Below are 17,558 nucleotides of genomic sequence, written 5' to 3' on the forward strand. Positions count from 1 at the left end.
CAGTCATAAGTTATTAGTGCAAGCCGTGGAGATTCAATGTTTCTGATCAGCGTCGGTAAGTTGAGCCGGTGTGTTGTTCGGGTAATCGCGCCGTGCCATGAAAGACTTTTTCGCGCAGCGTTCCGGACGCATATTCGGTCTTGTACGACCCGCGCCTCTGCAACTGCGGCACCACCAGGTCGATAAAATCCACATAGCTTTCCGGCGTCACGATGCGCGTCAGGTTGAAGCCATCCAGGCCGGTCTCGCTGATCCAGGACTCCAGCTCATCGGCCACCTGCTCGGGCGAACCCACCAGGGTGATATAGCGCCCGCCCAGAACGTGCTGTTCGAGCAATTTGCGCCGGGTCCAGTCATTGTTCTGCAGGTTCTTGGTGGCCGACTGGATGGCGTTGCTCTTGACGTACTGGATCGGTTCGTCCAGCGCGTACTGGGCAAAATCAATCGCGGTGGACGCCGAGAAATGCGCCACGCCGGCCTCTGCGCTGGCGTAGCTCAAGTACTCGGCGTGCTTGGCCCAGGCCAGTTCCTCGGTGGCGGCGACGATCACGTTAAGGCCCATGAACAGCTTGATGTCGTCCGGGTTGCGCCCGGCCTCGACCGCGCTGGCGCGTACTTTGTCCACTTGTACCTTGGTCGCGGCCTTGTTCTGCCCGCTGATGAACACGCACTCGGCATGTCGCCCGGCGAACAGCAAACCGCGGTCCGAACTGCCGGCCTGGAACAGCACCGGCGTACGCTGCGGCGAGGGTTCGCACAGGTGATAACCCTGCACCTGGTAGAACTCGCCGTGGTGCTGCACCTTGTGCACCTTGCCTGGTTGCGCGTAGACCCGTTGCGTCGGGTCGTTGATGACGGCGTCGTCTTCCCAGCTGCCTTCCCAGAGCTTGTACAGCACCTCCAGGTACTCATCGGCCTGGTCGTAGCGCCGATCATGTTCGACCTGTTCGGTGAGGCCCATGGCCTTGGCGGCGCTGTCGAGGTAGCCGGTGACGATGTTCCAGCCCACCCGGCCACGGCTCAGGTGATCCAGCGTGGACATGCGCCGGGCGAACAGGTACGGCGGCTCATAGGTGAGGTTGGCGGTGAGGCCGAAACCGAGGTTTTTGGTCGCGGCGGCCATCGCTGAAACCAGCAGCAACGGATCGTTGACCGGCAGTTGGATCGACTTCTTGAGCGGCACGTCGATGGAGTTCTGATAGACGTCGTACACGCCGACGATGTCGGCGATGAACAAACCGTCGAACAGCCCGCGCTCCAGGGTTTGCGCCAGGTCGGTCCAGTACTCGATGGTTTTGTACCGGGTCGAGGTGTCCCGTGGATGGGTCCACAATCCGTGGTTGATATGCCCGATGCAATTCATGTTGAAAGCATTGAGCAGGATCTTTTTTTTGGTTTTCAAAGGCTGCGCCATCAGATCGTCCCCCGCAGCGGCGGGTGTTCATCGTTGAGGTAGTAATTGCCCACGGCGTGGTACTTCCAGCGCACCGGGTCATGCAGGGTGTGCACGCGCGCATTGCGCCAGTGGCGGTCCAGGCCATGCTCGGCCAGGGTCGCCTGGCTGCCGGCGAGTTCGAACAGGGTGCTGCCGGCGGCCAGAGAGATTTCGGTGCTCAAGGCGCGGACTTCGGCCACGGCAATCGAGGCGGCGGCGACGCTTTGGGCATTGCTGTCGGCTTGGGCCAGGTCAAGAAATTCACCGGCGCGCTCCAGCAAGGCTTCGGCGGCGTGCAGGCGGATGCTCAGGTGGCCGAAGCTCTTGAGCGTCAGTGGGTCTTCGGTGGCCTGGTCGCTGCCGGAGTCGATCCACGGACGGGTCTTGGTGCGCACGAAGTGCAGCGCATCCTCAAAGGCGGCGCGGGCGATACCGGTGTCGATGGCGGCATGGAGGATCTGTGCCAGCGGGCCGACGGTGGTCGGGCGTTCGAAGGCGCTCTGAAAGGGGATCACGTCGTGGGCGGCGACCCACACGTTATCGAACACCACCGAACCGCTGCCGGTGGTGCGCTGGCCGAAGCCGCTCCAGTCGTCGATCACGCTCAGGCCTGCGCTGTCGCGCGGCACGAAGGCCAGTTGCTGCACGCCGTGTTCATCCACCACCGAGGTGGGGATGCGCTGCGCGTAGAGCGCGCCGGTGGCGTAGAACTTGCGGCCGCTGATACGGAATCCGTCGCCGTCGCGGGTCAGTGTGGTGACGCGATCATGGGCGGTCTTGGTCCCCAGCTCCGCCAGGGCATTGCCGAAACGCTGGCCGGCGAGTACTTCGGCGTACAGGCGTCGTTGCTGCGCCGGGCTGCCGTTCACGCGCAGTACTTCCAGCGCATAGAAATGGTTTTGCGGGATCTGCCCCAGCGACGCGTCGGCCTGGGCGATCAGCGCGATGACCTTGGCCAGGGTGACGCTGGACACGCCGGCGCCGCCGAAGGCCTTTGGCACGCTGACGCCCCACAGGCCGGAGCGGGAAAACGCATCCAGCTCGGGCAGTGGCAGGCGCCGCTCGCGGTCGCGCTGGGCGCTGTCGCGACGCAAGTCTTCGGCCAGGTCGCTGGCGACAACGAGGGCGTGTTCATCGCTGGTGATGACCGCGACGTTTGCAGAGAAAGTCATGTGTGTTCTCCAGAATCTCGTGGAAAAGTGTTCTGGTCGGTCAGATCCAGGAATGGCGAGCCGGCAGCGTGCCGTTCAACCGATAGGCGCCGATTGCGTGGTATTTCCAGCGCACCGGGTCATGCAGCGTGTGCACCCGGGCGTTGCGCCAGTAACGGTCGAGGTTGAATTCGGCGAGGGTGGCGCGGCTGCCGGCCAGCTCGAAAAGCTTTTCGCTGACCAGCAACGACACTTCGGTGGTCAGCACTTTGGCCTCGGCCACCGCGATGGATGCACGGGCCGCGGACTGCGCGGTGATCGGCGCGGCGCTGACCTGGTCCAGCACCTGGCCGGCCTTGCGCAACAGCGCTTCGGCGGCGTGCAGTTCGATCTTCAGCCTGCCGATGTCGGCGATCACATACAGGTCATCGCTGGCGCGTTCGACCTTGGCGTCGATCCATGGCCGTGAACGTTCGCGCACGAAGGCGAGGGTGTCATCCAGCGCACCACGGGCGATGCCGGCATCGATGGCGGCCTGGATCAATTGCGAGACGGCGCCCTGGATGTTCGGGCTTTCGCCGATGCGCCAGTTGTCGACCACCAGTTCGGCGTCCACCGGCACTCGGTCCAGCAGCACGGTGCCGCTGGCGGTGGTGCGTTGGCCGAAGCCTGACCAGTCATCCACGATGCGCAGGCCTTGGGTGCCACGGCGCACAAAGGCCATGACCTGCTTGCCGTCATCGTTCAACGCCTTGATCGCCACCCAATGGGCAAACAGGGCGCCGGTGGAGTAGAACTTCTGGCCGCTGACCACATAACCATCGCCCTGGGCGGTGATGCGCGCCTTGAGCTGCAGGGTGTTTTTGGTGCCGCGCTCCGGGCCGCCGTTGCCGATGCGCCAACCGTCGAGCACGCTCTGGAACAGCTGCTTTTTCTGGCGTTCGGTGGCAGTGCCCTGCAACAGGTGCAGGATGCCGAAATGGTTCTGCGGGATCTGCCCGAGGGCCGGGTCTGCCGCGCTGATGATCGCGAACACCTCGGCCAGGGTCACGAACGAAACCTGTGGGCCGCCGTACTCGCGGGGGATGGAAATACTGCCCAGCCCACTGCGGGTGAACTGTTCAAGCTGCGCCCACGGCAACTGGCGTTGCTGGTCGCGCTTGGCGGCCTGCAGGCGTGCGGCCTGGGCCAGCGCATGGGCTGCGTCGAGCGCCTCTGCATCGTTGCGCAGCACGGTGGCCGGCAACAGCAGGGGGGCGATATCCAGATCACTCTGGGGGGGTGTTAGAGCCAAGTTAGACATCAGCGCCGCTCCTTGGCTGCACGTAATGCCCTGGCGTTGTGCACCGGGGTAATCCTGACCATACCGACCTCGCATTCAATGAAATAAAAACAGAAAAATCAGAGATGTCCGGTGGTCCGGTTTATATACCCTAAACGTGTTAAATAATTAAATAAACTAACTTTTGGGAATATACATAGAAGGACGATCACCCTGGTTCGCAGGGGGAGCCGAGAGGGCGGGGTTGATACACCGCCGCGGCCTGGGCCGGGCGCGTTGGCGCGCACGCGGCAATACGGAGCATGCGGGCCGGCGCCCAGCGCGAATTGTTGCCGACGCGGTCCAGGATGCAGTAAGTCACCTCCAGCCGGCAGTCGTCGCCAGCGTCGACAATCACGCTCGAAGGCACCCAGACCTGCACCGCCATGCCAACCGCTTTGGCCTGGATCCTGGGCAAGTCCATACGTATGTCACCCCAGCGCAATGTGATGGCGTCGCCGCGCGTCATGTTCAGGTACGGGCCGATGGTCAGCGGGATACCCCGCTGCACCTGGCGACTGTTGACGCCATAACGGCGGATGGTTTCGGGCAGGCCGACAGGGGCAAGGTTCTGGTTCTCATCGCCGCACAACGCCGCAGGTTGGCCGCCCGGGTAGTTGGTCTTGACCCGCACCGTGGTCACCGCCGAGCGCGCGGGGCCATAGCCTATCTGCATGACCTGGTAGTGAATCCGCGCCTGGCCATCCTGCACAAAGCTTTCCGGCACGCGCAGGTGGGTGGCCGTGCCGACTTTGCCCGCGGTCACTCGGCGCGAGGCAGCAAAGCAGTTGTTCCAGAACAGCTCGATCAGGTCGCCCTCATCCATGCCGGGGTAGGGGGCGATGTCGACTTGCAACTGGGTGGCGGCCAGGGCATTGATGCCGTTTCGAAGGGCCTGGGGCAGCGTCGGTGCGGTGAGCATCGCCGGGGTTTCAGTGCGCGTCATAAGTAATCTCCTTGATGCAGCCAGCAGCCATCGTTCCAGCCCTTCGGCGCGGGTGCGCGCAGGGGCTGAAAGGAACGATTCAGTGAGTAGCCGGGATAGGATCCAATCCTCTGGGCGTTAGATAAGAGCGTTGGCGCGGGGGCGTCAATGGCGGCCAAGGGCTAAACGGCGAGTTGGAGAAGATTCAGAAGGTTCTGACTGGGCCGGGGCGTTTCAGACGCAGATGGCGGGATGTTTTACAGTGTGGAATGAGGACTTCCTGTAGGAACGCGCTTGTGTGGGAGCATGCCTGTCGACACGACATCCGTAGCAGCTGTCGAGCCCTGGCGAGGCTGCGTTTGCGGCGTGCCTGACACACCGCCGACGCAGCCTCGCAGGGCTCGACAGCTGCTACTCGGAGGCGCTTCAGTGGGCGAGGAATTTGCTCAAAAACTGCCGGGTGCGTTCTTCCCTGGGGTTGGCAAACAGCGCCTTGGCTTCGCCCTGTTCGACGATCACGCCCTTGTCGAAGAAGATCACCCGGTTGGCCACGTCCCGGGCAAAGCTCATTTCGTGGGTGACGATGACCATGGTGCGGTTCTCTTCGGCCAGGCTGCGGATGGTCGCCAGCACTTCGCCGACCAGTTCCGGGTCCAGCGCCGAGGTGGGTTCATCGAACAGAATCACCTCGGGCTCCATGGCCAATGCGCGGGCGATCGCCACGCGCTGTTGCTGGCCTCCGGACAGGCGTCGTGGATAGGCGTTTTCCTTACCCGCCAGGCCAACCCTGGCCAGCAGGGTGCGACCCAATGCGAGGGCGGCCTCGCGTGGCATCTTCTTGACCACGGTGGGGCCTTCGATGACGTTTTCCAGCGCGGTGCGGTGTGGGAACAGGTTGAAGTTCTGGAACACAAAGCCCACATGCTGGCGCAAGCGCCGCACCAGGCTTTGCTGCTGGTTGAGCGGTTTGCTGCCGTCAATCTGGATGTCGCCCACCTTGATGCGACCGCTGGTGGGTTCTTCGAGGAAGTTGAGGCAGCGCAGGAAGGTGGTCTTGCCGGAACCGCTGGGGCCGATGATGGCGACGACTTCGCCTTCCTTGACCTCAAGGTCGATGCCGTTGAGCACCACCTGACCGTTGAATTGTTTGGTCAGCTTTTCAACCACGATCATGCTTCAAGGCTCCAGGTCATGCCGGTTGACCCGGTCTTCCAGACGATTTTGAAAATACGCCAGGATGCTCGCCAGCACCCAATAGATCAGGGCGGCGGACAGATACATGGTGAAAATTTCGAAGGTGCGCGCCGACACCAGTTGCGCCTGGCGAAACAGCTCGGGCACCTGGATCGTGGCGGCCAGCGCCGTGTCCTTGACCAGCGAAATAAAGCTGTTGCCCAACGGTGGCAGGGCAGTGCGCATGGCCTGCGGCAGGATGGCCCGGCGCAGGGTTTGCGCGCGGGTCATGCCGATGCTGGCGGCGGCTTCCCACTGGCCGCGCTCGATGGAGGCGATGGCGGCCCGCAGGATTTCACAGGCGTAGGCGGCCATGTTCAGCGAAAAACCGATCATGGCCGCCGGGATCGGATCCAGCTCGATGCCCACTTGCGGCAAGCCGTAGTAGATCAAAAACAGCTGTACCAGCAAGGGCGTGCCGCGAAAGAACGACACGTAGACGCGGGCGGGCAAGCGCAGCAGCTTGAAGCGCGACAGGCGCATCAAGGCCAGGCCGAAGCCCAGCAGCAAACCGAAAAACATCCCGCCCAGGCTCAGGATCACCGTGTAATACGCGCCCTTGAGCAGAAAGGGCGCGGAGTCCAGCGCGAGTTGGAAACTTGCTTCCATTATTGAGTGACGTCAGCGTTGAAGTACTTCTCGGAGAGCTTCTTCAAAGTGCCGTCGGCGCGCAGCTTGTCGAGGGCCTTGTTCACCGCGTCCAGCAGCTCAGGCTCGCCTTTGCGCAGGGCGATACCGGATTCCTGACGCGAGAAGGCGTCGCCGGCAGCCGCGGTGTCCGGGGCTTTCTTGGCGTATTCCAGAGCGGCCAGGCGGTCGATCAGGATGGCGTCGATACGGCCGACTTTCAGGTCCTGGAACTTGGTCGGGTCATCGTTATAGGTCTTGATGATGGCTTTGGGTTGGTTGTCCTTGAGCCATTGTTCGTAGTTGGTGCCCAGGCCTACGCCGACTTTCTTGCCGGCCAGGTCGTCGGCGGTCTTGATGGTATCGACGTTTTTCTTCAGCACCAGTGCCTGGATACCGGAGACGGTGTAAGGCTTGGAAAAGTCGTACTTCTTCTTGCGCTCTTCAGAAATGGTCACCTGGTTGACCACCGCGTCCAGACGTTTGGATTCCAGGGCCGCGAGGATGCCGTCCCATGGTGTGGCCTGCAGCTTGACCTTCACGCCCAGCTCCTTGGCCAGGGCTTCGGACAACTCCACTTCGAAACCGCTGAGCTTGCCGCTCTCATCGACGAAGCTGAACGGCGGGTAGGTGCCTTCCAGGCCGATCTTGATCTCGCCGGCCTTCTTGATGTTGCCCAGTTGCTCACCGGCAACCGCCTGGCCCAGCCACCCGGCGCCGAGCGCCAGACCCAATGTGCCAACCAGCAATGTGCGACGGAATGCAGAAATAGTCATGAAGAGCCCCTGTGTTTTTATGTTGAGCGAAGCAGGTGACGCGGTAGGCGTATCCTGCCTTAAAGCGCGAAGCGCGTCTTCGCCTTCGGCGCGATGATAAAGGCGGTTTTTAAGACTTGAAAATAATATAAATCTTAATTCATATTCTTTTTATGAATATGAAGAAGGTCCATTCAGCCCGCGTTTATTCAGTTGAAAACCGAGTCATAAGCAAACAACGCCGGCGTCCCACCGGTGTGCAGGAAAATGATTGGCCCATCTTCAAAGCGTTGACGCCCGATGCCGTCCAGCAGACCGGCCATGGCCTTGCCCGTATAGACCGGGTCCAACAGCAGGCCTTCCTGGCTGGCCAACAGTTTGATCGCGGCCAAGGTGCCGGCGTTCGGTTCGCCATAGCGCGGGCCGAAGTATTCGTCCCACAGGATCACCTTGAACGCTTCGGGAATGTCCACACCCAGCAACTCGGCCGTGCGCTCGGCCAGCCCCTGCACTTTCGGGCGCTGGGCTTCGTCGGTGCGCGACACGGTGATGCCCACCACTGGCAGATTCGGCAGCGCTTCGCTCAACGCCAGTGCCAGGCCGCTGTGGGTGCCGGCGCTGCCGGAGGCCAGGACCACCGCAGCGAATTCCAGGCCGCTGTCTTCGATCTGCGCGGCCAGCTCCAGGCCCGCACGCACATACCCCAACGCACCGAGGGCATTGGAGCCACCGATGGGCACCAGGTAAGGCTTCTTGCCGCTGCTGCGCAGGCGATCGGCGAGAGCGTTGAGCTGGTCGTCGACGTTGTCGAGGTTTTCCACCAGCTCCACCTTGGCGTCGAACAACTCCAGCAGCAGGCGGTTGCCGTTGTGCAGGTAGTTGGCGTCGTCGGTGTCGGTGGGGTTTTCCAGCAGGGCGGCGCAGCCCAGGCCAAGCTTGGCCGCCAGTGCGGCGGTCTGGCGTACGTGGTTGGACTGGATGGCGCCGGCGGTCACCAGGGTGTCGGCGCCCTGGGCGATGGCATCGGCCGCCAGGTATTCGAGTTTGCGCAGCTTGTTGCCGCCCATGGCCAGGGGCGTAGTGTCATCGCGCTTGACGTAAATGTCCCGGCCCAGCCAGGTCGACAGCCGTTCGAGTTTTTCCAGGGCAGTGGCGCCGCCCAGCAGTTCCAGACGGTTAAAGCGGTCGAGCTGTTGCTTGATCATGGCTACGCACGGTTGTTGAAGGGATGGAGCGACTATAGGCAGGCACTTTTCATCGGGCAACCGTCAATCGCTTATGCCCGATGGTTCTGAGCATCACACCATTGGTTCTTAAGGCCGGCCTGGGTGGATACCGTAAAGTGATGGGCATTTCGTCAGGAGTGAAAACCGTGAGTGAGCGTTCCAGTCATTGGCAATTACAGACCATCGTCAGCCAGCTGCGCGGCGCCCGTGACCAGTGGCGAACGCGCAATGGACGCTTGAGTGGCGAGCACGGCGGCCGGGAGTTGCCGTCGCGTGAAGCGGTGGCGCAGATCCTTGAAGCGTTGTGCGGTGCGCTGTTCCCGATGCGCCTGGGGCCGGTGGACTTGCGCGAAGAAAGTGAAGACTTCTACGTGGGCCATACCCTCGATGTGGCGCTCAATGCCTTGCTCGCCCAGGCCCGCCTGGAACTGCGCTACGCCGCGCGCCAGGGTGGCGAGGACGACAGCCGGATCGGCGCTCATGCCATCCGCCTGATCCAGGATTTCGCCCTGGCCTTGCCGTCGCTGCGCAGCCTGCTGGATACCGATGTATTGGCCGCCTACCACGGCGACCCGGCTGCGCGCAGCGTGGACGAAGTGCTGCTGTGCTATCCGGGGATCCTGGCGGTGATTCACCATCGCCTGGCCCATCACCTGTACCGCGCCGGCTTGCCGCTGCTGGCGCGGATCATCGCGGAAATCGCCCACTCGGCCACCGGCATCGATATCCACCCCGGCGCGCAGATCGGCCCGAGCTTTTTCATCGACCACGGGACCGGTGTGGTGATCGGCGAGACCGCGATCATCGGTGAGCGGGTGCGCATTTACCAGGCCGTGACATTGGGCGCTAAACGCTTCCCGGCGGATGAGGACGGGCAGTTGCAGAAGGGCCATCCGCGGCATCCGATCGTCGAGGATGATGTGGTGATCTATGCCGGGGCGACGATCCTGGGGCGTATCACCATCGGCAAGGGCTCGACCATTGGCGGCAATGTGTGGCTGACCCGCAGCGTGCCGGCCGAGGCGAATATCACGCAGGCGAATTTGCAGCATGATGATGGGGCGCAGAAGTAAGGATCCTGCACAAATCCCCTGTGGGAGGGGGCAAGCCTCCCTTCCACAGTTGATTGCATTGCAGATTTTTACCGGATTTCTCCCTGCAATCGCTGAACGATTGTCCTCCCCCGCCCGTCATACCAATCCTTGAGCTAGCGTAGGAATTGTCTACCGCTCAGCCCTGCGATTAGTCCAAAACTGCCTATTCATGTTTAACTTGAACGTTCGTTCAAGTTAAACCCGGTGGTTCGCTGCCCGCTCACAACAGGAGGCTTACCTTTGCTGAGTCCGTTTTTTACAGCCACATCCTTCAACCTCGGGGTGCATCGTTCATGAGTGCATCGTCCACCCCTGCCAGCGGCCTGGTGCGCATGAATGCGCCGGTCTTCTACTTTGCCGCTACCTTCATCCTGCTGTTCGGCATCACCGTCATCGCTATCCCGCAACAGGCCGGCGCCTGGCTGCTGGCCGCGCAAAACTGGGCGGCCAATACGGTCGGCTGGTACTACATGCTGGCGATGACCCTGTATCTGGTCTTCGTGGTGGTCACCGCGCTATCGGGCTACGGCAAGATAAAACTCGGTGCCGACCACGACGAGCCCGAATTCAGTTACCTGTCCTGGGCCGGCATGTTGTTCGCCGCCGGGATCAGCATCACGCTGTTTTTCTTCTGTGTGTCCGAGCCGCTGACGCACCTGGTGCAACCGCCCCAGGGCGCGCCACTCAACGCCGACGCCGCGCGCCAGGCCATGCAGGTCCTGTTCCTGCACTGGGGCCTGCACGGCTGGGGCGTGTTTGCGTTTGTCGGCATGGCCCTGGCGTATTTCGCCTACCGGCATAACCTGCCGCTGGCGTTGCGCTCGGCGCTGTACCCGCTGATCGGCAAGCGCATCAACGGCCCCATCGGCTACGCGGTGGATGGCTTCGGCATCATCGCCACGGTGTTCGGTCTGGGTGCCGACATGGGCTTTGGGGTGCTGCACCTCAACTCGGGGCTGGACTATCTGTTCGGCATCGCCCACACCCAGTGGATCCAGGTCGGCCTGATCACCCTGATGATGGGCGCGGCGATCCTGGTCGCGGTGGCCGGCGTCGACAAGGGCGTGCGGGTGATGTCCGACATCAACATGCTGCTGGCCTGTGCGCTGCTGCTGTTCGTGTTGTTCGCCGGGCCCACCCAGCATTTGCTCAACACCTTGATCCAGAACATCGGCGACTACCTCGGCGCCTTGCCGACCAAGAGTTTCGATGTGTACGCCTACGACAAACCCAGCGACTGGCTGGGCGGTTGGACGGTGTTCTATTGGGCCTGGTGGATCGCATGGTCGCCGTTCGTGGGCCTGTTCATCGCGCGGATTTCTCGTGGTCGTACCATCCGCGAATTCGTGTTCGGCGTACTCCTGATCCCGTTGGGCTTCACCCTGGCGTGGATGTCGATCTTCGGCAACAGCGCCATCGACCAGGTGCTCAACCACGGCATGGCGGCGCTCGGTCAGTCGGCTATCGATGATCCCTCGATGAGCCTCTACCTGCTGCTGGAAACCTACCCCTGGAGCAAAACCGTCATCGCGGTGACGGTGTTTATCAGCTTTGTGTTCTTCGTCACCTCGGCGGACTCGGGCACCGTTGTGCTGTCGACCTTGTCGTCCAAGGGCGGCAACGCCGATGAAGACGGGCCGAAATGGCTGCGCGTGTTCTGGGGTGCAATGACCGCGCTGGTCACCAGTGCCTTGCTGTTTGCCGGCAGTATCGACTCGCTGAAATCGGCGGTGGTGCTGACTTCATTGCCGTTCTCGTTGATCCTGCTGCTGATGATGTGGGGCCTGCATAAAGCCTTCTACCTTGAATCGCAAAAGCAGATCGCGCAGTTGCATTCGCTGGCGCCGATCTCGGCCTCGCGCAAAGGCAAGGGCGGCTGGCGCCAGCGCCTGAGCCAGGCGGTGCACTTCCCGTCGCGCGATGAGGTGTATCGTTTCCTCGAATCGACAGTGCGCCCGGCGATTGAAGAAGTGACCGCCGTGTTCGTCGAAAAGGGCCTGAGCGTGGTCACCCAGCCGGACCCGTCCAACGACAGTGTCAGCCTGGAAATCGGCCATGGCGAGGAGCATCCGTTCATCTACCAAGTGCAGATGCGCGGTTACTTCACGCCGTCGTTCGCCCGTGGCGGCATGGGCTCCAAAGAGATCAACAACCGCCGCTATTATCGTGCGGAAGTGCACTTGAGCGAAGGCAGCCAGGACTACGACCTGGTGGGCTACACCAAGGAGCAGATCATCAACGACATCCTCGACCAGTACGAGCGTCACCTGCAGTTCCTGCACTTGGTGCGTTGAGCAAATGGCTCATGGATGTGCGTCGTACCGTTCCTCTCAAGTAGGTCTTTGCTGTAAAAGGAAGGGGCAGACTTAAGCGATTCAGCGGGTTAAAAGGTCTGGGAATAACCTTATTCCCAGGCCTTATTTGCCCCAAGCCCAGAGAGGATTCGATGACGTACATTGCTGCCGAAAACCGCTATGAATCTATCCCTTATCGCCGCGTAGGCCGCAGTGGACTGGTGCTGCCAGCACTGTCCCTGGGGCTGTGGCACAACTTTGGCGACAGCGCGCCGATCGACACCCAGCGCGCCCTGCTGCGCACCGCGTTCGACCTGGGGATCAACCACTTCGACCTGGCCAACAACTACGGCCCACCCTACGGCAGCGCCGAGATCAATTTCGGCCGTTTGCTGCGCGAAGACTTCAAGCATTACCGCGACGAATTGATCATCTCCAGCAAGGCTGGCTGGGACATGTGGCCGGGGCCTTACGGCCAGGGCGGCGGCTCACGCAAATACGTGCTGGCAAGCCTGGACCAGAGCCTGCAGCGTCTGGGCGTCGACTATGTGGATATCTTCTACTCCCACCGTTTTGATGCCGACACGCCCCTGGAAGAAACCGCCAGCGCCCTTGCCACCGCCGTGCAACAGGGCAAGGCGTTGTACATCGGCATCTCTTCGTATTCCGGAGTAAAAACCCGTGAAATGGCGGCGCTGCTCAAGGAATGGAAAGTACCGTTGCTGATCCACCAACCGGCCTACAACCTGCTCAACCGTTGGGTGGAAAAAGACCTGCTCGACACCACCGAGGAGCTGGGCGCCGGAGTGATCGCATTCACACCGCTGGCCCAGGGTTTGTTGACCGACAAATACCTCAACGGCGTGCCGGCCGACGCACGGGTCAACCGCCCGGGCGGCGGTTCGTTGCAGGCCAGGCACCTGTCTGAAACCAACATCGCCCACGTGCGCGCGCTGAACGAAATCGCCCAGCGCCGTGGCCAGAGCCTGGCGCAATTGGCGCTGGCGTGGACGCTGCGTGACCCACGGGTGACCAGCGCGCTGATCGGTGCGAGTCGGCCGGAGCAGATTATCGAGAACGTCGGGGCGTTGAAGAACCTGAGCTTCAGTGCCGAAGAACTGGCGGAGATCGATCGGTTTGCGCAGGAAGGCGGGATTAACCTGTGGGAAAAGCCATCGACCGCTGAATAACCTGATAGCACTGGGTCAATGTGGGAGGGAGAAGTCCCTGCCACATTTGATTGCTGGTAGGGGAGCTATGTCGGCACGCGGTTAACTAGCCATTGCTGCCGTCCAGGGATTGATGATATCCACCGCTGTGCCTTCAAAGTCCTTAACGTTCCTTGTTGCGAGTTTTGCCTTCTGGGCACGACAGATTGCGGCTATCTGAGCGTCTGCGAGTCCAACGGGCTTTCCAGATTGTTCGCGAGCGGTCACTAGCTTTGAGTAGTGGACGGCTGCGTAAGCATCGAACGTAAGGATGCGATCGGCAAAGTCGTCTTCAAACATTGCTAATGCATGATTATGTAGGCTGTGCTTACGCTTCCCGTCGGGCAACCGCTCAATGCCATGAAGAATCTCTGCCATCGTAATTGAACTGGTGAACAAATCTTCGGCGGCATGGCTGTCAATCCAACGAAGCACCGCTGCTGCCGGCTCGGGTCGCATCAATTCAGATAAGACATTGGTGTCGAGTACGATCATTCATCGAACTCCACCGTCCTGATGGGGGAATTACGTGCCGGCAAGTCCACATCCAGCCCTCCCGCCTGTGCAAAGCGTGCTTGAATCCTACTGCCCAACCCCCGGCCTTTACCGACGCTCACGAGTGATTTGCGCAAAATAATACGAGCCTCTTCTTCCATGGAATGCCCATTGTGGGCTGCTTCAATGCGCAGAAGCTCTTTGATACCGTCATCTAAATTACGAATGGTAAGGCTCGCCATGTGAATGCCCTCCTGCTCTCAATGAAATCATTGATAGCATAGCGGCTTCTTTTCGAGTGCCGCGAGCCCGCTTATCGGATCGTCAGAACGGTACATCCCCAAGCATCGTCGCCCGATGCATCACCCGCCGCTGCGGCCGGTAATCGTCCACCGCGTAATGCTGGGTCACGCGGTTATCCCAGAACGCCACGTCGTTCTCCTGCCAGCGCCAGCGGATGGTGAATTCCGGGCGCGTCGCGTGGGCGAACAGCAGCTTGAGAATCGCTTCACTTTCCGCCGGTTCAAGCTCATTGATTTTGGTAGTAAACCCTTCACTGACAAACAGCGACTTACGCCCGCTCACCGGATGCGTACGCACCACCGGGTGTGACAATGGCGGGTTTTTACTGCGGGTTTCTTCCCAACGCAGCAGGTCTTCGGCAGTGTTGCCGAAGCGTTCCAGCGGGAAGGATTTGGTGAAGTCGTCGGTAGCCGTCAACCCATCGAGCAAACGCTTCAACGGCTCGGACAACGCCTCATACGCCGCAATGCCACTGGCCCACAGCGTATCGCCGCCGAACGCCGGCAGCAGCTTGGCGCTGAGCACCGCGCCGAGCGCCGGGGTTGGCAGGAAGGTCACGTCGGTGTGCCACACGGCGTTGTCGCGTACATCGGTGACGGCGGTGTCGAGGATCAGTACTTCGGGCTGTTCCGGCACGTTGGGGTAGATCGGGTGGATGTGCAGGTCGCCGAAATTCGCGGCGAATCGCGCCTGTTGCTGCGGCGTGATGGCTTGGTCGCGAAAGAACAGCACCGAGTGGCTGAGCAACGCCTGCTCAATGGCATCGCGGTGTTCGACACTGAGCGGCTGGGTGATATCGACGCCACTGATCTGGGCGCCCAGGGCGGTGCTTAATGGCGTAACGGTCAGGCGGGTCATTTAATGTCCATCACTCAATGTGCCTGGCCATGCCAGGGCACCAGTTTACGCTGCAGGGCGCGCAGGCCCATTTCCATGGCGAAGGCGATCAGGGCGATCACCAGAATCCCCAGCACCACCACGTCGGTGACCAGGAACTGCGCCGCCGACTGCACCATGAAGCCCAGGCCGCTGGTGGCGGCGATCAGTTCGGCGGCCACCAGTGTCGACCAGCCCACCCCCAGGCCGATGCGCACACCGGTGAGGATGTCGGGCAGGGCGCTGGGCAGGATCACGTGGCGAATCAACTGGGCTCGGCTCGCGCCCAGCGATTGCGCCGCACGCAGTTTGGCCGGGTCGACGGTGCGCACGCCGGTCGCGGTGGCGATGGCGATTGGCGCAAAAATCGCCAGGTAAATCAGCAGTACCTTGGACAGCTCGCCGATGCCGCACCAGATCACGATCAATGGCAGATAGGCCAGCGGTGGAATCGGCCGGTAGAACTCGATCAACGGGTCGAGAATGCCGCGGGCGATGCGGTTGGAGCCGATGGCAATCCCCACCGGTACCGCGGTGAGTACCGCAAAGCCCAAACCCAGGCCGATCCGGCTGAGGCTCGCGCCGAGGTGCTGCCACAAGGTTGAGTCCATATAACCGGTGGTCGCCAGCAGCCAGCCTTTTTGCAGCACGGCAGACGGCGGTGGCAGGAACAGGGGTTCGATCAAACCGGTGGCGGTCACGGCCCACCATATCGCCAGTAACACGACCAGGGTCAACACGCTGATCCAGCGTGTGCTCAGGCTGCGCCGTACGGGAATGACTGTGCGCGCCGCCGGCTTGACGGCAGTGGCGGGGAGTTCATAGCTGCTCATGCGGACACCTGCCGTTGCGAGAACACCTTGCCCAGTACGTGTTCGCGGGTTTCGATAAAGCGCGGGTCGGACTTGATCGCCCGCGCCGACTCACCGGCCGCGTAGCGTTGACCGAAGTCCAACTGCAGGCGCTCGACGATCTGGCCGGGGTTGGGCGCCAGCAGGATCAGCTCGGTGGCGAGGAACACGGCCTCTTCGATGTCATGGGTAATCAGGAATACCGGCTTGGCCGTGCGTCGCCAGACTTGCAGCAGCAATTCCTGCATCTGCTCGCGGGTGAACGCATCGAGGGCGCCGAAGGGTTCGTCCATCAGCAATACGCGCGGGTCGGCCGCCAGGGCGCGGGCCAGGCCGACACGTTGTTTCTGGCCGCCCGAAAGCTGCCAGACACGGCGGTTGTCGAAGCCGGCCAGGTCCACCAGGGCGAGCATTTCCCGTGCGCGTACTTCCCGCTGCGCCTTGGGCACGCCTGCCAGTTCCAGGCCGAAACCGACGTTGGCCAGGACGTCCTGCCAGGGCAGCAATGCGTCGTCCTGGAACACCACGCCACGCTCGGCGCTCGGGCCCTTGACCGGCACGCCATCGAGGGTGATGCGCCCGGCGCAGGGTTCGACAAAACCGGCAATCAGATTCAATAGCGAGGTCTTGCCGCTGCCGGACGGGCCGAGGGCGACCAGCAATTGCCGGGGCCCAAGTTCGAGTGAAATATCCGCCAGTACCGGTTCCGGGGCGCCTGGGTACTGTGCGCTGATGCGCTCCAGTTGTAGCAAGGCCATCGCGATGAACTCCTGAATCAGTGAGTGATGAACTTGGCGCTGACGTAAGGGGCGTAGTCCGGCAGCACGGCGTCGACTTTGCCTTGTTCCTTGAGGAACGCAGCCGTGTCGGTCACGGCCTTGGTGGTGGGTGCGCCCAGCAGGGTCACCTGGTCAGTGGCCAGCGGGTAGACATTGCCTTGCAGCAGCAGCGGTATATCACTGGCCTTGGCGCCGGAGAGCTTCACCAGTTTGTCGACGTTGCTTTTGTCGGCGAGCCAGGCTTGTGGGTCTTTGCGGTATTGGGCGTAGGCATCCAGAGTGACCTTGGCGAAGGCCGTGACGATCTCCGGATGTTTCTCGGCAAAGTCTTTACGCACGATCCACGCGTCGAATGTCGGCGCACCGAACTTGGCCAGCTCGCCAGAGGTGATCAGCACCTTGCCGTTTTCCTTGGCCACGCCCAGGGCCGGGTCCCAGACGTAGGTGGCGTCGATATCACCGCGCTTCCAGGCGGCGATGATCGCCGGCGGCGCGAGGTTGAGGATGGTGACTTTCGAAGGGTCGATGTTCCAGTGCTTCAATGCGGCCAGCAGGCTGTAGTGTCCGGTGGACACGAAGGGCACGGCGATTTTTTTGCCGATCAGGTCCTGAGGGCTGTTGATCCCCGAACCGTCGCGCGCTACCAGAGCCTCGGCACCGCCGATCTGGGTGGCGACGAGGAACGTCTCCACCGGCACCTTGCGGGTGATGGCGGCGGTCAACGGGCTGGAACCGAGGTAGCCGATCTGCACATCGCCGGAAGCAATGGCGGCGATGATGTCGGCGCCGTTGTCGAATTTGCGCCAGTCGATCTTGGCGTCAGTGGCTTTTTCGTACGCGCCGTCGGCCTGGGCGACTTTGGCCGGGTCTACGGTGGTCTGGTAAGCGATGGTCACATCCGCTGCCTGGGCAAACAGGCTGGCACCGGCCAGGGACAATGCGGCCAAGAGGCGCAGAGGGGTTAACAGTTTCAAGGGGAAGCTCC

At 61.9% G+C, this 17,558-nt stretch carries 17 protein-coding genes; 3 read left to right on the top strand and 14 right to left on the bottom strand.

The window, feature by feature from the left end; translation table 11 throughout:
* Positions 1 to 46: 46 nt before the first annotated feature.
* From PSH66_RS01270 to PSH66_RS01305, 8 genes are all read right to left on the bottom strand, one after another.
* Positions 47 to 1,414, bottom strand: a complete 1,368-nt coding sequence (locus tag PSH66_RS01270) for an LLM class flavin-dependent oxidoreductase (RefSeq protein WP_305428230.1) — start codon at positions 1,412 to 1,414, stop codon at positions 47 to 49.
* Positions 1,414 to 2,607 carry an SfnB family sulfur acquisition oxidoreductase gene (locus PSH66_RS01275; RefSeq protein WP_305428231.1) on the bottom strand — a complete coding sequence of 398 codons (1,194 nt, stop codon included), beginning with the start codon at positions 2,605 to 2,607 and terminating at the stop codon, positions 1,414 to 1,416. The genes PSH66_RS01270 and PSH66_RS01275 overlap by 1 nt, the downstream gene beginning before the upstream one ends.
* A 40-nt stretch (positions 2,608 to 2,647) precedes the next feature.
* Positions 2,648 to 3,889 (bottom strand): SfnB family sulfur acquisition oxidoreductase, encoded by a 1,242-nt coding sequence (locus tag PSH66_RS01280; protein WP_305428232.1) that lies wholly within the window; start codon positions 3,887 to 3,889, stop codon positions 2,648 to 2,650.
* Between the two features lie 187 nt (positions 3,890 to 4,076).
* Positions 4,077 to 4,853, bottom strand: coding sequence for a hypothetical protein (locus PSH66_RS01285; RefSeq protein ID WP_003171001.1), 777 nt, complete (start codon positions 4,851 to 4,853; stop codon positions 4,077 to 4,079).
* A 405-nt stretch (positions 4,854 to 5,258) separates the two neighbouring features.
* Positions 5,259 to 6,005 (bottom strand): L-cystine ABC transporter ATP-binding protein TcyN, encoded by a 747-nt coding sequence (gene tcyN / locus PSH66_RS01290; RefSeq protein WP_003171002.1) that lies wholly within the window; start codon positions 6,003 to 6,005, stop codon positions 5,259 to 5,261.
* Between the two features lie 3 nt (positions 6,006 to 6,008).
* Positions 6,009 to 6,674, bottom strand: a complete 666-nt coding sequence (tcyL, locus tag PSH66_RS01295) for a cystine ABC transporter permease (protein ID WP_003171003.1) — start codon at positions 6,672 to 6,674, stop codon at positions 6,009 to 6,011.
* Positions 6,674 to 7,468, bottom strand: a complete 795-nt coding sequence (gene tcyJ, locus PSH66_RS01300) for a cystine ABC transporter substrate-binding protein (RefSeq protein WP_003171004.1) — start codon at positions 7,466 to 7,468, stop codon at positions 6,674 to 6,676. The genes tcyL and tcyJ overlap by 1 nt, the downstream gene beginning before the upstream one ends.
* A gap of 188 nt (positions 7,469 to 7,656) precedes the next feature.
* Complete coding sequence (locus PSH66_RS01305) at positions 7,657 to 8,652, bottom strand: D-cysteine desulfhydrase (RefSeq protein WP_305428233.1); 996 nt, start codon at positions 8,650 to 8,652, stop codon at positions 7,657 to 7,659.
* Positions 8,653 to 8,819: 167 nt separating this feature from the next.
* Between PSH66_RS01305 and epsC the strand changes: the two genes are divergently transcribed.
* The 3 genes from epsC to mgrA all read left to right on the top strand — a co-directional run bounded on the left by epsC (position 8,820) and on the right by mgrA (position 13,251).
* Positions 8,820 to 9,746: a serine O-acetyltransferase EpsC gene (epsC, locus tag PSH66_RS01310; RefSeq protein WP_003171006.1), complete on the top strand. Its 927-nt coding sequence runs from the start codon at positions 8,820 to 8,822 to the stop codon at positions 9,744 to 9,746.
* A 353-nt stretch (positions 9,747 to 10,099) separates the two neighbouring features.
* Positions 10,100 to 12,061, top strand: coding sequence for a choline transporter BetT (gene betT / locus PSH66_RS01315; protein ID WP_179119871.1), 1,962 nt, complete (start codon positions 10,100 to 10,102; stop codon positions 12,059 to 12,061).
* Positions 12,062 to 12,213: 152 nt separating this feature from the next.
* Positions 12,214 to 13,251, top strand: a complete 1,038-nt coding sequence (gene mgrA / locus PSH66_RS01320; protein ID WP_305428234.1) for an L-glyceraldehyde 3-phosphate reductase — start codon at positions 12,214 to 12,216, stop codon at positions 13,249 to 13,251.
* 81 nt (positions 13,252 to 13,332) lie between these two features.
* Here the strand turns inward: mgrA and PSH66_RS01325 are convergent, their stop codons facing one another.
* The 6 genes from PSH66_RS01325 to tauA form a co-directional block, all read right to left on the bottom strand.
* Complete coding sequence (locus PSH66_RS01325; RefSeq protein WP_305428235.1) at positions 13,333 to 13,764, bottom strand: type II toxin-antitoxin system VapC family toxin; 432 nt, start codon at positions 13,762 to 13,764, stop codon at positions 13,333 to 13,335.
* The gene (locus PSH66_RS01330) at positions 13,761 to 14,006 is read right to left on the bottom strand and encodes a hypothetical protein (RefSeq protein ID WP_003171009.1); all 246 of its coding nucleotides are present in this window, start codon (positions 14,004 to 14,006) and stop codon (positions 13,761 to 13,763) included. The genes PSH66_RS01325 and PSH66_RS01330 overlap by 4 nt, the downstream gene beginning before the upstream one ends.
* An 82-nt stretch (positions 14,007 to 14,088) precedes the next feature.
* On the bottom strand, positions 14,089 to 14,925 hold the full coding sequence (gene tauD, locus PSH66_RS01335; RefSeq protein WP_305428236.1) for a taurine dioxygenase: 837 nt from the start codon (positions 14,923 to 14,925) through the stop codon (positions 14,089 to 14,091).
* A 14-nt stretch (positions 14,926 to 14,939) separates the two neighbouring features.
* A complete protein-coding gene (tauC, locus tag PSH66_RS01340; RefSeq protein ID WP_003171011.1) occupies positions 14,940 to 15,776 on the bottom strand; it encodes a taurine ABC transporter permease TauC in 837 nt (278 codons plus the stop codon).
* Complete coding sequence (gene tauB, locus PSH66_RS01345) at positions 15,773 to 16,552, bottom strand: taurine ABC transporter ATP-binding subunit (RefSeq protein WP_305428237.1); 780 nt, start codon at positions 16,550 to 16,552, stop codon at positions 15,773 to 15,775. Before tauB ends, tauC begins: the two co-directional genes overlap by 4 nt.
* A gap of 17 nt (positions 16,553 to 16,569) precedes the next feature.
* Entirely contained in the window at positions 16,570 to 17,547 is a 978-nt protein-coding gene (tauA, locus tag PSH66_RS01350; RefSeq protein ID WP_003171015.1) for a taurine ABC transporter substrate-binding protein, read from the bottom strand.
* Positions 17,548 to 17,558 lie beyond the last annotated feature (11 nt).

Origin of the sequence: Pseudomonas sp. FP597 (genome assembly GCF_030687435.1) — a bacterium.
GTDB classification, from domain to species: Bacteria; Pseudomonadota; Gammaproteobacteria; order Pseudomonadales; family Pseudomonadaceae; genus Aquipseudomonas; species Aquipseudomonas lactucae.

Bases quoted from the DNA above. Each gene is read 5' to 3' on its own strand.
- PSH66_RS01330 (WP_003171009.1), bottom strand. From the start codon at position 14,006: ATGGCGAGCCTTACCATTCGTAATTTAGATGACGGTATCAAAGAGCTT.
- tauD (WP_305428236.1), bottom strand. From the start codon at position 14,925: ATGACCCGCCTGACCGTTACGCCATTAAGCACCGCCCTGGGCGCCCAG.
- tauC (WP_003171011.1), bottom strand. From the start codon at position 15,776: ATGAGCAGCTATGAACTCCCCGCCACTGCCGTCAAGCCGGCGGCGCGC.
- mgrA (WP_305428234.1), top strand. From the start codon at position 12,214: ATGACGTACATTGCTGCCGAAAACCGCTATGAATCTATCCCTTATCGC.
- PSH66_RS01280 (WP_305428232.1), bottom strand. From the start codon at position 3,889: ATGTCTAACTTGGCTCTAACACCCCCCCAGAGTGATCTGGATATCGCC.
- PSH66_RS01270 (WP_305428230.1), bottom strand. From the start codon at position 1,414: ATGGCGCAGCCTTTGAAAACCAAAAAAAAGATCCTGCTCAATGCTTTC.
- tcyL (WP_003171003.1), bottom strand. From the start codon at position 6,674: ATGGAAGCAAGTTTCCAACTCGCGCTGGACTCCGCGCCCTTTCTGCTC.
- PSH66_RS01275 (WP_305428231.1), bottom strand. From the start codon at position 2,607: ATGACTTTCTCTGCAAACGTCGCGGTCATCACCAGCGATGAACACGCC.
- PSH66_RS01325 (WP_305428235.1), bottom strand. From the start codon at position 13,764: ATGATCGTACTCGACACCAATGTCTTATCTGAATTGATGCGACCCGAG.
- PSH66_RS01285 (WP_003171001.1), bottom strand. From the start codon at position 4,853: ATGACGCGCACTGAAACCCCGGCGATGCTCACCGCACCGACGCTGCCC.
- tcyJ (WP_003171004.1), bottom strand. From the start codon at position 7,468: ATGACTATTTCTGCATTCCGTCGCACATTGCTGGTTGGCACATTGGGT.
- tcyN (WP_003171002.1), bottom strand. From the start codon at position 6,005: ATGATCGTGGTTGAAAAGCTGACCAAACAATTCAACGGTCAGGTGGTG.
- tauB (WP_305428237.1), bottom strand. From the start codon at position 16,552: ATGGCCTTGCTACAACTGGAGCGCATCAGCGCACAGTACCCAGGCGCC.
- betT (WP_179119871.1), top strand. From the start codon at position 10,100: ATGAATGCGCCGGTCTTCTACTTTGCCGCTACCTTCATCCTGCTGTTC.
- PSH66_RS01305 (WP_305428233.1), bottom strand. From the start codon at position 8,652: ATGATCAAGCAACAGCTCGACCGCTTTAACCGTCTGGAACTGCTGGGC.